The 16176-nt window shown below is 37.4% G+C and carries 9 protein-coding genes; 7 read left to right on the top strand and 2 right to left on the bottom strand.

The features are described 5' to 3' along the window. Positions 1-277, bottom strand: a 277-nt coding sequence (locus tag BLQ59_RS14690; protein WP_176756799.1) for a helix-turn-helix domain-containing protein, incomplete at its 3' end; no start/stop codon positions are given. 656 nt (positions 278-933) lie between these two features. Further along, the gene (locus BLQ59_RS14685) at positions 934-1302 is read right to left on the bottom strand and encodes a helix-turn-helix domain-containing protein (RefSeq protein WP_074573572.1); all 369 of its coding nucleotides are present in this window, start codon (positions 1300-1302) and stop codon (positions 934-936) included. 208 nt (positions 1303-1510) lie between these two features. Here BLQ59_RS14685 and BLQ59_RS14680 point away from each other — a divergent pair, with 208 nt between their 5' ends. The 7 genes from BLQ59_RS14680 to BLQ59_RS14650 are packed head-to-tail and all read left to right on the top strand — an operon-like array spanning position 1511 to position 16040. Further along, positions 1511-4207, top strand: a complete 2697-nt coding sequence (locus BLQ59_RS14680) for a hypothetical protein (RefSeq protein ID WP_143005380.1) — start codon at positions 1511-1513, stop codon at positions 4205-4207. After that, positions 4200-6617, top strand: a complete 2418-nt coding sequence (locus BLQ59_RS14675; RefSeq protein WP_218122919.1) for a phosphoadenosine phosphosulfate reductase domain-containing protein — start codon at positions 4200-4202, stop codon at positions 6615-6617. The genes BLQ59_RS14680 and BLQ59_RS14675 overlap by 8 nt, the downstream gene beginning before the upstream one ends. 18 nt (positions 6618-6635) lie before the next feature. Then, a complete protein-coding gene (locus tag BLQ59_RS14670) occupies positions 6636-10865 on the top strand; it encodes a hypothetical protein (protein ID WP_074573569.1) in 4230 nt (1409 codons plus the stop codon). A 15-nt stretch (positions 10866-10880) separates the two neighbouring features. Further along, positions 10881-13202 (top strand): BREX-4 system phosphatase PglZ, encoded by a 2322-nt coding sequence (pglZ, locus tag BLQ59_RS14665; RefSeq protein WP_074573568.1) that lies wholly within the window; start codon positions 10881-10883, stop codon positions 13200-13202. 13 nt (positions 13203-13215) lie between these two features. Further along, entirely contained in the window at positions 13216-14676 is a 1461-nt protein-coding gene (brxL, locus tag BLQ59_RS14660; RefSeq protein ID WP_256324698.1) for a BREX system Lon protease-like protein BrxL, read from the top strand. Then, positions 14666-14878, top strand: coding sequence for a hypothetical protein (locus BLQ59_RS14655; RefSeq protein WP_256324697.1), 213 nt, complete (start codon positions 14666-14668; stop codon positions 14876-14878). The genes brxL and BLQ59_RS14655 overlap by 11 nt, the downstream gene beginning before the upstream one ends. 19 nt (positions 14879-14897) lie before the next feature. After that, positions 14898-16040, top strand: coding sequence for a cysteine desulfurase family protein (locus BLQ59_RS14650; protein WP_074573566.1), 1143 nt, complete (start codon positions 14898-14900; stop codon positions 16038-16040). Positions 16041-16176: the final 136 nt, after the last annotated feature.

The following is a 16176-nucleotide window of genomic DNA, read 5'->3' as shown; positions in this document are numbered from 1 at the left end:
GAATTTTGTAATTTTTACAGACATCCAACAGACTCCCTTCACCATTCAAGTAGGAAAGAACCGCTTTTGTCTTCACTTCTGCTGTATAAGTACGATTCTTCTCATATGGCAGGAATGCAGCTTCCCCTTCAGCCTCGTACTGCTTAATCCATCGCTGAATGGAGGCAAGACTTACCTCTAGCTCACGAGCTGCGGCTCGTTGTCCAATTTTTCCAGCTAAGTATTTGCGGATAGTTTTTAATTTATCTTTCGCTGACACTTTTGACTTGTGTAACATAAAAAATACTCCCCCCAATGATGACAGTTTAATTTTTTTACTGTCTCTCATAAGGGGAGCATATCAAAATTGACTGGTCAACGGTTTTTTAACGTGTTTTTTTATGTGAATAAGGTGGGTCCTGCGAATTTACGCAAGTAATTGAAGCAGGACAACTGCTAACTTTTGTAGTATAATAAACTTAACCTAAAGAATACGAAAGAAAGGAGAAGCCCCGCTACCATAGAAACTGGACGAATCGAAAACCAAGGCCTTAGGGCAACCAGTTCTTAGCGGGTTGAGGTTGCGTGTATCAACCTATGGTGATTTAAAGACCTCACCGTTGCAAAGATAACAGGCTTTCACGTACACAAATACCGTGGGGCACACGGGAATTCACGCTTGGGGAAATCGTGTAAGACGTTTAGGCTTAGGTCTGGGTGCAGTGGTTGTCGAACCAAGAATCCCCTAGATTCATCTATGGGGAGTGTCAAGCGAATAACGGCAATGAGAACCCGATTTAGCCATAAAACTCTAATATGGAAGCAGGGAGTGATGGTCATGTCATTTGAGCAGGAACTGACGCTTCCACTGTGCCTTTTGCTTGCGCCCGTTAATTGTTTGTAGTAAAAAAGCTTCATGCTTGCTGACAGAATATGTCGGCAGCATGAAGCTTTTTAGTATTCTTTTTTGGACAGGGCCACGATGGCATCAATGATATCCTTGGATTTTTCATCCAGGCGGGGATATTCTGCAATCAAAGAATTCAAGCGGCTGTCATGAAGTGTTTCCTGCACTTTGCCCATTTGAATCTGGTCGGTGCCCAACACCTGCGAGGTGGCAGTATAGGCGTTGGGGACGAAGAAGGCAACATCCGTGGCCAAAGCCTTGGCTAAGTGCTGTAAATCTTCAGCGGCAATGCCGGTGGTATATCCGCGTTCCCAATTGGAGATTACCTGAGAAGACTTATGGACACGCTGGCCAAGCTCTATTTGTGTCAGTCCTAGCTCCTTGCGTCGTGCTTTGATTCTGCTGCCGATAGACATGGTTTCAATCACCTCTAGGAATATTATACAGAATATTTGATGTGTTGAGGTGAAACTAACGAAATTATAGAACTATAAAGTAAAACTAGCGGATTCCGTTATAAAGTGGTATAATATTAGAATAATATTAGAACATAGCCAGTAAGGAATGAATGCTATGCGAGTACCTTTTGACAAATACGAGAGAGTCATTCTGATAGACACCTATATGAAGATAAAAGATTGGCCAAAATCTGAATGGGTAAAAGAAATAGAGAAGTTATCAGATTTATACAGACATTATGGTGTAATAAGAGGTTTAAATATAGACGATAAGTATCGTAATCTAGCGGGAATAACCATGCAAATTCATAATTGCGATTACGTTTTTACTGGAGGAAAGCATGGATTAAGCGGTGGCGCTGGCTGGATATCTAGTATCATGGAAGTGTATGATACGGATCCAGAAGCCTTTCAAGCAATATTGAGGGAGGCTAGGGAGCGTATGTATATAAAGGAAGGAATTGACCGGTCAGATTTACAGGAGAATCGTCAAATGTCCCCAGTGGATGCTCTAGAGAATGTTTCTGGAGATGAAAAGCAGATAGCGGTGAGTGAAAAGAGTATAGATGATACGGTCAACAGCATTTGGGATAAATTCGCAACAGCGCAGATGTTGGAGCTTTATTATGCACTTAGGGAAGTTGACTCGTCAGAGTGGGACGAAATGATGCGTCAAGAGTGTGTAACCTTAGAGAAGTATAACCGGGAGAAATATAAACTTGATGATACTACAGAACCATTTTTCACGATAACTGAGCTGGCCATGAAAATATACGGATTTAAGTTATTGGAAGCTGGTCAGGGAATAGAAGGAGAAGATTATTCAACATTGGATAAAGAGATGTTTTCAATACGTCTTGAAAATAAGAGCGGATATGAAAATATTTTACATCCTAATGAGAAGGAGTTATTACCGGTAGCGATGGAAAGACAATGGGATGAATATGAGATTGCTCGCCTGACATATGAATGCGCAAATTTAAAAGGAAACTCGATAATAGCAATAATTCAGGACTTCTATGATCATCTGCGAAAATATGCGTCAGACCTTGGTTTTGTCATGGATGTTTCCAGAACTAAAGGCGCAATAAATCGGCATGCGTTAGAAATTGACTATTTATTGACGGATGGGCGTAGAGGACGTAAAGGTGGTTCCAAGGCGGATAAAAATATTGTATCAATGTATAGGTTTAGAAATACAGAATTTCAGTATCTATTGACAGAGGCGAATAAAAAGCTGGGATATGAGCAGGAGGGAGATCCTACTGAAAATGTGCAATTATCCTGGTACAATAAAGATTCAAGCTTTGAGCACAAAGAATATAGTACGGAAAAACAAAGCTCTGATATAGAGATAATAAAGGAATCGGAACGGGACTATCAAAAAGAAAAAGAGTCAGCATTAAAGTCGGAATCTTTAGAGATTGACAAGACCAAAGGTAACAATGTTGAAGATAAATATCGTGAAATAATGGAGGATGAATATCCCAATGGAATAAGACTAAATAGTAAACTTGATTTCAATCGATTTGCGGGATTGTATAAAGAGCGATATGGGACCGAGATAAATCATCATATGTTTATAATGAATATCATGTCAATTACTTATGATGATGATGGGAGAAGAAAACTAAAAAATAATCAAGAACAAAATAAACTTATCGATAAGATATTAAATGATTTCGAAGATATATATGCAAAAGGATTTAGCTGCATATATAATTGTTGCGTGTTTCCTCGTTATAAGTATGAAATAGAGCATCAAATGCAAATATATGGTGAAAATGAATTCTGGTCTGTTATGGAACGAAGCATGCATAGATACAATGTGAATGGCTTTGGGCATATTACACCAAAAGAATTTTCAGCTAATCCGGATGAGGATGTTCGCAGGTATATAAGGGATGTTCAAAGGGAAATAACGTATGACGAATTAGAACAAGATTTGTGGTTTATTCCCATCGATAAAATAAAACAAGTGGTACGTTCGACGTCTTCAATCATCAATACGGCGACGAATACCTATATGTCGATAAAAGCATTCCCAATAACAAGTGATGAATTAAGGCATGTTCGTAGCGTGATAAAAAACGCAATCATAACAGCGCCAGCCCGTCAGCTACAAGCAGAAGAATGTAGGCGGCAGATTTATATTGAATGTAAATCTGTAAAAATCAATACAGAGATGTTTTCGACAACTTGTTTTCAAAAAGCCTTGGGGTATTTGTTAAGTGATGATTTTAATTTTACAACAAAATTTGTAACGCCTAAAAATGTAGAAATAGATACAGGTAAAATGTATCGGGAATTTTGTGATGAGCGTGATCAATTTACATTAGAGGAACTTAAGGAATTTTCGAAGGAAATCAATACACCTATTCGTCATGATATTATTCACGATACTATGGTCAGGATAGATGAAAATAATTTCGTGAAAGATTCGTTTGTGAAATTTGATGCGAAAAAGATTGATGCCTTTATTGAAGAGAATATTTGCACAGGAAAATATATGTCCTTGAAAAAGATTAGCTCATTGGTTAGTAATTTTCCTAGCGTAGAAAATTATCGATGGACCGGATACTTGTTGGAAAGTTATATTTATAGCTTTAGTGAGAAGTATGAATTGTTGAATAGTTCTTTTTCGGAAAAAGATTTTAATGGTGTTATGATAAGACGTGATGCAGGAAAAATCGAATTCGATGATATCATAATGGATGTATTGGCTCGTAAGGAATGTAATACCGAAGAAGAAGCATTAAACGAACTCAAAGAAGATGGCTATATCACAAGAGCTAATTACAAGGGGATTAATATAATCCTGGAAAAAGCAAAAATAAAACGTAGAAAAATTAAGGGTGAATGAATTGTATAAATACATATGGGATAAAGAAACAGGTGGAGTTCTATTGCTTCCAGAACAGGAAAAGATGAGCATGGAAGCGAGACCTGTATATTATCAAGAGCTAGATTTGCTCGGTTTTGATAAATATTATAATTATCCTAGAGTTGAAGAGCAACCTATAATGTGGGCTGAAAACAATAACTATTTTTATCGTGGAGAAAAAATAGCAAAGACACAAGGCGGAACACTATATTCAAAGCCAGAATTAATTGTTTTAGATAACCTCGGGGAAAAAACTCGCACGCTAGAGCCTGTTAATTTATCGTTAATGATTGAAAAAAACAAAACGATATTAGAAAATCTGACACAAGAAACGATAAAAAACGTTTTCAATTATTATAAAAAATATAAAAGAAAAGTAGATGTCTTTTATGTTGCGTTTAGTGGTGGTAAAGATAGCATAGTGGCTGCGGATATAGTGACAAAGTCATTGCCCAATGATAGTTACTTCATATTATTTGGTGATACACAAATGGAATTTGTAGATACATATGATTTAGTGAATCATATGGAAGATGAGTACAAAAGTAAAGGTATTAAGTTTTATAGAGCAAAATCAGAAATTACGCCACAAGAAAGTTGGAGATGCTTTGGACCACCCTCTACGGCTATTAGATGGTGCTGTAGTGTTCATAAAACTTCTCCACAGCTAAATTTAATTAGAAAAATAATCAGAAAAGATTCTTTTACAGGAATGGCATTTACAGGAGTACGTGCAGAAGAAAGCTTAAAGCGAAGCATGTATGATGACTTAACCGAAGGAAAAAAACATCAGGGGCAGTATAGCTGTCATACAATTTTAGATTGGAATTCGGTGGAAGTGTTTCTCTATATATATACTAATAATCTTCCGCTGAATAATGCTTATAAAAAAGGAAGCTCACGTGCTGGATGCTTGGTATGTCCTAATTCCACAGGTAAACACGAATACATTAAACGAGAATTGTACCAAAAAGATGTTGACAAATTCTTATCTATAATAAGTGAAACTAGTGGGAAAAAATATAATGAAAATGAAATGAAAAGATTTATAGATAATGGCTTTTGGAGGACAAGAAAAAGTGGGAGAGAACTGAATTTAGGAAAAGATATGTTTGATGTGCAAGATGATGACGGTTCATTGATTGTCAATGTGTATATAACTGAATTGTTTTGGCTTGAATGGATAAAGACTATAGGTACTGTAAATCAAGTTTCAAGCAATGAATATAGGATTCTCTTTAAAAATAAGGAATATGTAATATTATGTGAAAAGCAAACAGATAAGATAATATTTAAAATCCCAATGTATGAGAATACAAGAGATTTTATAAAGCTAAAATCTCTATTTAGAAGTGTGATTATTAAAAGTATATATTGCAAACGATGCGGTATATGTGAAGCGGAATGTAAGCTTCATTGTATAGATATGAGTAAAGGGGTAAAGGTTAGTGCGGCATGTGTGCACTGCTTTAAATGTCATGATATACGAGATCATTGCATGTTATATAGTTCAGTAAAGAATAAAAATGTGGAGGGGAAAAAGATGAGTGGACTTGATAGATATTTTACTTTTGGTACTCGAGAAGAATGGATTGACACTTATTTAAATTATGAAGGGGGGGATGAGTTTTGGATGTCTGATGGTGATGGTATAGTACAAAATAAGAAGAAAGATGCATTTGTTCATTTTTTAAGAGATGCAAACATGGTTGAATATAAAAGAAATGCAGATGGAGACAAGTATACGAAAAATATTCCAACAGATTTTACAAAAAAATTAATAAAGGTAAAAGATGATTCGGACACTTTGTGGGGGCTTATTGTATCGAATTTGGTATATACTCCAACATTTAAATGGGTAATTGATAGATTAAACTTAGATAGAACATATTCGCCAGAAGAGATGAAAGAAATGTTAGCAGAGGATATGGAAAATGATACCAAGGGATTGGGTAGAAGGAATGTTGTAGATGCATTGAAAGTCATTCTTGCTAAAACACCGTTGGGAACTTCTCAAATTTTAGGCATTGTGGATGCAGATGTAAAAATCACTGCATCAGGAAATGAAATACTTAAATTGAATTCGTTCACAAGAACTACGTGGTCGAATCCCAGTGATATCGTTATATTATATTCCTTGTATAAATTTGCTGAGGCATGCGATGGTATGTATCAATTTTCGTTGGAATCGTTGTTAGATGATACTATCGAACGTGATGGAATTAGTCCAACTCGAATTTTTGGGCTTGATCGTGAGACGATGATTCCAATACTGAATGGACTTAGTGCGAATTATCCGGCATTTATCTCTGCTACCTTTACTTTGGATTTAGATCAGATTGCTTTGCGAAGTGAGAAAAAAGCTGAAGACGTATTAGACTTGTTATAATGGGATGGGAGAAGAATCATGGGAGAAAATAAAACATATAAAGATTATTTCTCGATAGATGAGAATTTTTATCCTGCAATTACGGCCAAATTGATTGAAGAAGGAAAGGTTTCCTGGAAGAACTATTACCCTCACGAGAGTTTTATCAATTTGTTGGAAAATACTCATGCAGTATTATCTGGCAAGCAGAATCTTTCTCTTTGGGTGGAAGGTGCATATGGTACAGGTAAATCTCATGCTGCTTTAACGGTGAAATCACTTCTGGAAGCAACAGATGATGAAGTGAAGGCATATTTCGAAGATTATGGTCTGAAGAAAGAGTTATGCGATAAAATAATTGCTGATAAAAATAACGGTAATATGATTACCATACATCGTGTTGGTTCTTCCTCCATTCATTCAGATAATGACTTAATTATAGCCATTCAGGAAAGCATTCTTACTGCTTTAGAAAAGCATAACATAAAAAATCATGGTGAATCTTCCTTGCGTATGGCTGCGTTGAATTGGTTAGAAGAGAAAGAAGCCAATAAGGTTTATTTTGCTAGCCTTATTGCAGATGAAAAATATGCATGGAAATTCCCAGACAAAAATATAGATCATATAATTGCTGAACTAAAAGAAAATAATCCTGTTAAAGTCATGGACTTGATGCGAAATCTGTTGGAAGTGGCTCGTGACAATAATATTGTTGCGATGCGATTATCTGCAGAAGACATGGCAAATTGGATCCGTACAATTATTCGTGAGAATCATCTGAGCGCGATTCTGTTTATTTGGGATGAGTTTACGGAGTACTTCCATAATAACCGGAATGCCTTGACTGGCTTCCAGACATTGGTACAGGTAAGTCAGGATTCGAATTTCTTCTTTATGATTGTATCGCATGAATCAACTTCATTATTTGCTAGTTCGGAAGATGCTAAGAAAATTCTTGGCCGCTTTGTACCGCCTATTAAAATTGAATTACCTGAAAATATGGCATTTCGCTTAATGGCACAGGCAATGAAGAAAACGGATGAACCTGCTCTTATGGAAGAATGGCAGGATTATGCTAATGATCTCAATGAACAGTTGATTACAGTTCGTCGAGTAATTGTGGATGACGCGAAGAAGCATAGTATGGGCAGCAAAACATTTCTTAAGGATGAGGATTTGTGTAAAATAATTCCTATTCATCCATATGCAGCTCTGCTACTTAAACATATTTCCGTAGTGTTTGCATCCAATCAGCGCAGTATGTTCGACTTCATTCTGAGTAATGATATGAATGCAAAGAGCTTCAAATGGTTTATTGACAGTATTGGCCCGCTTTCTAACCATAACTTGCTGACCGTAGATATGTTGTGGGATTTCTTCTGCGTTCAAGGTAAGAGCGGATTGACGGATTCTGTAAGAACAATTCTTGGGGCCTATAATATTGTTGATAATGATCGCTTTGATGAAGACGAGAAGCGTGTATTCAAGGTAATATTGTTATTGCAATCGATTTCTAATCGTGTCGGTAATGTGGATTTGCTTAAACCTAATGATCAGAATGTTGATTTAGCATTTTCGGGTGTGTCGGGTTGGAGAGAGTATAAAGGCCATGCCATTGCAGATGCCTTGGAGAAAAAGCAAGTTCTGTTTAAGCGCCCTGCAGGTAATCGTACAGAATATGTTGTGGCGCTGAACCAAAACGATAACAATGAAATCGACAATCTCAAGGAAGAAATTCGCAAAGAGAAGAAGACAAAGAATTTGGTTCTTGATGCAACACTTCCCGCTGCTTTGAAGTTGCCTAAGGCTTTGGAAGCACGCTTGGAAGTATCACCTGCAACTGTGGATGATTTTACCAATATCATCAATGGTATATCAAGACAGGATTGGAAGTATACATTCCCGGTTGTATTGACATTTGCCAAGAATGAAGCAGAATCTATTCGAATTCGTGAACTTATCGAGCAGAGTATCAAGAAGGATGAATATAGCAACATAATATTCATTGATGCTTCTAGCAATATTATGGGGGAAGAAAGTTTCAGTGATTATGTTACTTCATCTGCTTATGCGAAATACTATTTAAAGAAAGATCGCAATCAAGCAAAAGGGTTTACAAAACAGGCGGATGATAAATTGGATGAATGGAAATCGTCTGTGGAAAATGGTTCATTTACGTTATACAATAAGGAAAATATTAGTGGCTTCCGCTGTGCGAATAAAACGGTCTTGATTGATGAACTGAAAGCCATGAATCTGCGTGTATACCCATATGCTTTGGAACAGAATGAAGTAGTAGACCAGATGTTTACGAAAGGGCCTTTGGCAATGGGGGCAGAGTGCGGCATCAAACAGGAATTAAAAGGCGCATTCAATGCATCGAATAAAAGATTCAGTCTCGAGAATGTTGTGAATGGCGCTTGGCATGTAGATAAATACTGGGAAGATCCGATGAAACAATCATTGCCATTAGTAAAAGCGAAATTGGCAATAGAGGATATGATTGAAAAGAAATTCAAGGAAGATGGCAGAATCAGTATCCTCTATATGTTTGAAGAATTGCGTAAACCTAAATTTGGTTATATGCCCTGTAATATCACAGCTTTTATCATGGGGTTCTTATTAAAAGAATATACGCAAGGTGATTTCTTTTGGAGCAATGGCTTGACCAGCACGCCCATGACTGTGGAAAAAATGAAGGGCATGATTGCTAATGGAATCAATCAAACCGTAGTAGAAAATAAGAAATATAAAGAAGAATTCTTAGTGGCTATGAGTGCTGAACAAAGTGCATTCTTAAAAGCAACTGCCAAAATTTACCGTATTGATCCGGAATGTTGTGGCTCTATAGAACAAGCACGTGACCGTATTCGTTTGGAATTGCGCAAAATGCCATTCCCGTTGTGGTGCGTGAAGTATGTTCTAGGTAAACAAGATAAGTTAGTGACGAAGCTGCCTGTTGTGGAAGAGGCTATCGATTTATATTGCGGTTTAGCAAATAATGGTAACATGGGTGGCAGAGATGAAAGTGCCATTGCGAATGACCTAGGTCGTAGATTCCTGGATAACACGGTGTTGGCCGATGATTTGGCAACTCTTGTGAATGCTGATATGTGCCATGAGGGAATGGTGGCGTTTATTGCCCAGTATCAAAACGGAGAGTTGGTCAAATTAGCAAAGGACATAGGAGATAATGGTCGCTACATTGATCAAGTAAAGAAAAAGTTTAACGCAGATGCAGCTAACTGGGTATGGGATGTAATTACTGCAGAAGAAAAGATAAACCGTGTCATTCTTGAGTATAAGATTGTTCAGGAGAGTAACCTCAGCTTGCCCAAGAGTTCAAAACTTGGAGAAGCGGTTGCTCAATGGAATGATCGTACGCGTAAGTTGCATATTTCATCCGAGTCACTATCAGAAATACGCGGCGAATTGAAACCGTTTATAGAAATGCTCTATAAGATGAAAAAGACGGGAACTTTATTAGATCAAGATAAGGAACAATTCTATGATGTACTGACAACATCTCGTGCTTTGTTTGATGAAGTGTATGATGCGCAGTTTGACTGCTTTAAGGAAATCGCTAAAATTCCATTGCAGGAGTTATCGGATGATGATGCTAAGCAAATATACGCATCTTTGACGGACGGCCTTTTCACGTATTCTAAATCAGACTATTACAGTTATGTGGAAGGAAAAGTCAAGGAATATTTGGCATCGCAAGCTAAACTGAAGATGCGCAAAATATGGGAAGAGAAAACTGGGACGAAGAGTCCTAAGGAATGGTCCAATAGATACCAAACGCCAATTTTGTGTATGTTCGATGATGATTCTCGTCAAAGAATCAGAGTATATTTCAATGTGCTCAACAGTGATTCCCCAAAAGATGAAGATGTGAAGCGTACAATGGACTTTATATCGGATGATGCTAATGCGAATATATTCGAACGACTGCGTAATGAGCAAGAGCGCGATAAGTGCTTTATAGAAGGTGTGGTTGGTGATTATGCTGTTGTTTTAGGAAGTGCGAATGAAATTCGTGCATATTTGCAACAGAATGCGAAGACATCTCCGTATCATTGGTTTGAAGATAAGAGCGTATCGCATCTGCTCGAAAAGCGTGCTAGTGAAATCTATACGGATGAACGCTGCATAGAAGCTATAGAGATGGTAGAAAATTTAGATCCGGAGGAATTGAAATATTACTTGCGTGAATTGATAACGGATAATCTGGCTGTGGGTATTCAAATATTAAAGGGCAAGAAATAATTAGGAGATGATGTAATGCGAAGCCTTGATGTTATTCAATGCATAAATGATGTCGCATCGTATTGTAACAATGTATCAACGGGGTTCCCGCTGATAATCGATACGGAGGATTATGATTTATTTCACGAACTGATATTCAGGCTTCGCATTGATGTTGCCAAGAAATTCATCTATGTATCAGATTTTTGTAAAGATGATTCTATACCAGATATAGAACAGGCGTATAGCAGCGCATTTGCAGATGGTATTCACGTTTTGGTAGGTTTGTCACAAGCCTGTATGTTGCAGAGTCAAAGTGTTTTGCAGGAATACCTAGATAGGGCTGTGAATGAGACATGCCGTGAACATACAATCATTTTGTTAATGCATTGCCGCGAGTATTTGCAGAAGAAATGCAGACAAGATATTCGTCTGGAAAGAAGAATCAAATTCCTTGGTAATAGCACTCAGCCTTTGCCGCAAATAATTATTGAACATAATCCCAGATATGCAAAAGGTACAACTTATAATAGCATCGGAGACTTGCTGTCTTCATTGGAGCAGATGACGAATGAAACCATTAAAGACAGTTTGATGATATCTTTAGTCACGAGGTATTCTTCAGCCTTATTTAATAAAGCTGTATACAGTGTGTCTCAAGGACCGGAAAGCTTCGATGTATTGTGTCAAGAATATCCATTTTTTAGTGGTTGCCTCTCTAAGGAGAATGGTACCGAAGAACAATGGCAATGGTTACTGGAACGTCTGGAAAAAGAGAGCTTTGAGAAGATTATAGCGGATGAATTCAAGGTTTTTGATTTAGAGATATGTATAGGTGATGTCTTAGAAAATAATGATCCGGGTTCGAATCTTCTTTGGCTGTACTGGCTAGCAATAAGGATCCAAGGGACGAGTAATAGCTATCTGAATAAGGCCGTAAAAGATATAAAAAATCAATTAGAACTAGAAAGGTCGATTTATTTTTCGATTCTAAGTGTAGATGTTGATGAAGAAGATTTTGGTCAATGTTATCAAGAACGAAAAAAGTTACTGGATAAGATAAAGGATAACAAAAAGATATCTGCACAATTTTGTAATGAGGTCGGTCAAAAAGGCAGAAAAGCTATTTTCTATTTGACGGATCGTACCAGTGATGAACAAATTTGTGCAATGAAGTGGTTAAGCTATTATGATTACACGACAAAAGAAACAAACGAAATTTTGCAACGTGTGTTACCACAAGTATTCTTGTATATGGATACGTTTACTTTTAATGAGAGTATTATTCAAGTTGATGATGAAGTATTAGCTGGTGAATTGACGGATTATTTTACAGAATATAAGAAGCAAAAAGTATCAAACAAAATTCAGGAAGATTTTTTGTCTAAGGTGGATAAAATTGCAGAAGATAGACCATATAATCGATTATTGGGTAGAATAGCAACGTTTAAGAATCTACAATGTCGCGAAGATTCGCCATATTTTATCGATGCAATGGGTGTGGAGTATCTGTCTTACATTAAGAATAAATGTAAAGAATATGGATTGATTACTGAGGTGCGCATTGCTCATAGTGAATTGCCATCTATAACCAGTTTGAATAAAGATTACATAGATTACTTCCATGATACTTGTAAAAACACGAAGGAATTAGATGAAATAAAACATGGTGTTAATTATTATGATTATGAGAAGATAAAGCAGCCAATACATCTGCTGGATGAATTGGCGGTCATCGACAATGTCCTCAAAGACATTCGTATGAAATTGTCACAGGGGATAATCAAACGTGCGATTATCTTTTCGGATCATGGCGCAAGTAGATTAGCTGTAATCAATGAATCAGAAAATGGCATGATCGAGTTGGAGGAAAAGGGAAAGCATAGTGGTAGATGCTGTCCCATTGATGACGATCCACAAATCCCGTATGCAACATATGAGAATGGCTATGCAGTATTAGCTAATTATGAACGATTCAAGGGCGGTCATAAAGCAGAAGTCGAGGTCCATGGTGGGGCTACTTTAGAAGAAGTACTGGTGCCGGTAATTGCAGTTACAACAATGCCGGATCGATTGACGTATGCCTTTGAAAATGATTCAATAGAGCGAAAAGGCAATGAGAAAACGAAGCTAGTATTATTCTGTAATAGAGAGATGAATAAACCTCAGTTGCGAGTGAAGAATAAGTTTTATTCTGGAAAATTAACTGTTGATAATAAACATGCTGAGTTTATTTTGGATGATATAAAACGTAAAAATAAATATGTAGCCGAAGTATATGATGATAATAAGGCTACAGGTATTGAATTGCAGTTTGAAATCATAAAGAAAACCCACGAAGTCGATTTGGGTTTTTGAGGAGGGAATTTAGGTGACAGATTATACATCTGATGAATTTGGAGAAAAATTAAAAGACTATTTTGATGAAATGGTGGTCTATAAAGACCTAAAAAAGAATAATTTTATTTCGTCCTTTAAATTACCTTCTTTTATGCGGGATTGGGTTTTGAAAAGATTTCAAGACGATAATGGAGAAATCGAAGCTGATGAAGTGATTGAATTCATTCGTAAATTCATACCTAAAGCAGAAGATTGGAAGTCTATAAAGAATCGTGTTATAAGTGAAAATGAGCGTGTGAAATTCCTGGCAAAAATATCTGTTGATATTGATATCAAGACGCAGAAAATATCGTTTTCTTTGCCTGATTTTAATCTTCGCTTCAAAGATACGATAATTCCACCTAATGTATGGTCGGAATGTAGTGAAGCTTTGTTAAAATCAGAGGAAAACTGGGGGATTGTAGAAATTGGTTATCAGCCGCCAATAAGCAAGCAGGAACCTGGGATGATCAAACTGACTGGTTTTAAGGACTTTTGTCCATATATTGTTGACCTTGATGAATTTAAAGATGCGCGGCGAGCATTCTCCTTGGAAGAATGGATAGATATCGTTCTGGGCGCAATGGATTATAATGCAAATGGCTATCGTGATGAGAAGCAGAAATTATCCATGATTACCAGATTGCTTCCTTTTGTGGAAAAAAGATTGAACTTAATCGAATTAGCGCCAAAAGGAACAGGCAAATCCTACTTATTCGGTTCCGTTAGCCGTTATGGTTGGCTGTCTTCCGGCGGGACCATGTCTAGAGCACGGATGTTCTATGATATCGCCCGGCGTTCGGAAGGTTTGGTATTTGGGCATGATTATGTGGCGCTGGATGAGGTGCAGACGATAAATTTCTCCGATGTTAATGAGATGCGTGGTGCGCTGAAAGGCTATATGGAAAATGGTAAGTATACGGTTGGCAATCATGAAGGCGCGGCGGATGCAGGGATTGTATTGCTGGGAAATATTTCGTCAGAGCTTATGAAGGCTGATGTGCGGGAAAATGTATTTCAGGAATTGCCGGAGGTGTTTCATGAAAGTGCCTTGATAGATCGTTTTCATGGCTTCCTAAAAGGTTGGGATTTACCGCGCATGAATGATGATTTGAAAATCGAAGGCTGGAGTCTTAATTCGGAGTATTTTTCCTCGATAATGCACGCATTGCGTGATGATTCTAGCTATCGAATGGTTATAGATGCGAGAACGAATGTTCCAGAGAAGTCAGATACGAGAGATACAGAGGCAATAAAACGAATAGCCACAGGGTTTTTGAAACTTTTATTCCCACATGTGAGGGAGCCGGAAGATATTTCTGCTCGAGAATTGAAGAAATATTGCTTGGATCCAGCTAGATATATGCGAGAAATAATCAAGTATCAGCTTGGATTGTTAGATGATGAGTTTAGAGGGAAAAATATACCGGATATTACTGTAAATGAGTTGTGATGTGATGAATATGATGTGCGTAAGTTGTTGTAAGGATAATCTTTCAAAAGATGAGATTGGCGTTAATAAGAAATTGTTGGGAGAATCAGTATCAGAATATTATTGTATTGATTGCTTAGCAGAATACCTAGAAGTATCAGTAGAAGATTTAAAGGATAAAATAGAAGAATTTAAAGAACAGGGATGTACTTTGTTCGATTAAGTTCAAAGTAGGGGATAATGTGAAATATAATATCTATGCAGATAATGCAGCAACGACAGAAATGTATCCTGAAGTGGCTGAAATAATGCGTGCATATTTTATAGATGACTTTTACAATCCATCAGCACTTTACCGTCAAGCATCACAAATCCGCCGGCAGGTAAAACAGGCAAGAGAAGCAATAGCAAGGCAAATCGGTGCGCAGCCAGAAGAGATTTACTTTACTTCTGGCGGAAGTGAGGCAGACAATTGGGCTTTGAAGGGCTTTGTTTCTGCACATGGAAACGATACTCGCATTTTGACAAGTCAGATTGAACATCATGCTGTATTGAATACCTGTGATTATTTAGAACAAAAGGGTCATATTGTTACAAGGTTGCCAGTTACGCATGAGGGTATTATTGATCAGCATAGTTATGAAGCATCGCTTAATACCGTGAATTCGCCATTATTGATATCTATTATGTTAGTCAATAATGAAATTGGGTCAATACAGCCAATTCAGAAACTAGCATCAGCAGCTAAACGTGTAGATGCGTATTTTCATACCGATGCAGTACAGGCTGTGGGACATATACCGATAGATGTCAAATCATTGCAGGTGGATATGTTGTCTGCTTCAGCGCATAAGTTTCATGGACCTAAAGGAATGGGCTTTTTATACATTCGTCAAGGTGTGGAAATCGATTCGTTGATACACGGCGGTGCGCAGGAATATGGTAAACGTGCTGGAACGGAGAATATTGCTGGCATCGTAGGCATGGCAAAGGCATTAGAAATGAGTTGTCAAACTATGCAAGAAGATAGGGATTATGTTGCAGATGTAAGAAAGACGTTCTTACATGCAATGAAGGAAACCAGCCTTGACTACATGGTTAATGAAGCGGATTCTAATGTTGAAGGGACAATTAGTTTATCGATAAAAAATGCTAATGGTGAAATGATAGTCAATCGCCTTGACCTGTTGGGGATTGCGGTGGCAACGGGCTCTGCCTGCAATTCGAGGGATATGGAATTGTCAAGTGTCATAAAAGCTTTAAAACTACCGTTAGAATACGCGATGGGGACAATTCGTATTAGCTTTGGCAGGGATAATACATCAGAAGAAGCTGTGATAATTGCCAGAGAGATAGCTAGGATTTGCAATTTTGACAATAAATGACAAGTCAAAGGCTGACCTGTCATTTGTAGGTCTGACCAGTCATTTTGATATGCTCCCCTTATGAGAGACAGTAAAAAAATTAAACTGTCATCATTGGGGGGAGTATTTTTTATGTTACACAAGTCAAAAGTGTCAG

It is taken from the genome of Pseudoselenomonas ruminantium, assembly GCF_900104055.1.
In the GTDB taxonomy this organism is placed as follows: domain Bacteria; phylum Bacillota; class Negativicutes; order Selenomonadales; family Selenomonadaceae; genus Selenomonas_A; species Selenomonas_A ruminantium_C.
This window is presented reverse-complemented; position numbering and strand designations above follow the sequence as displayed.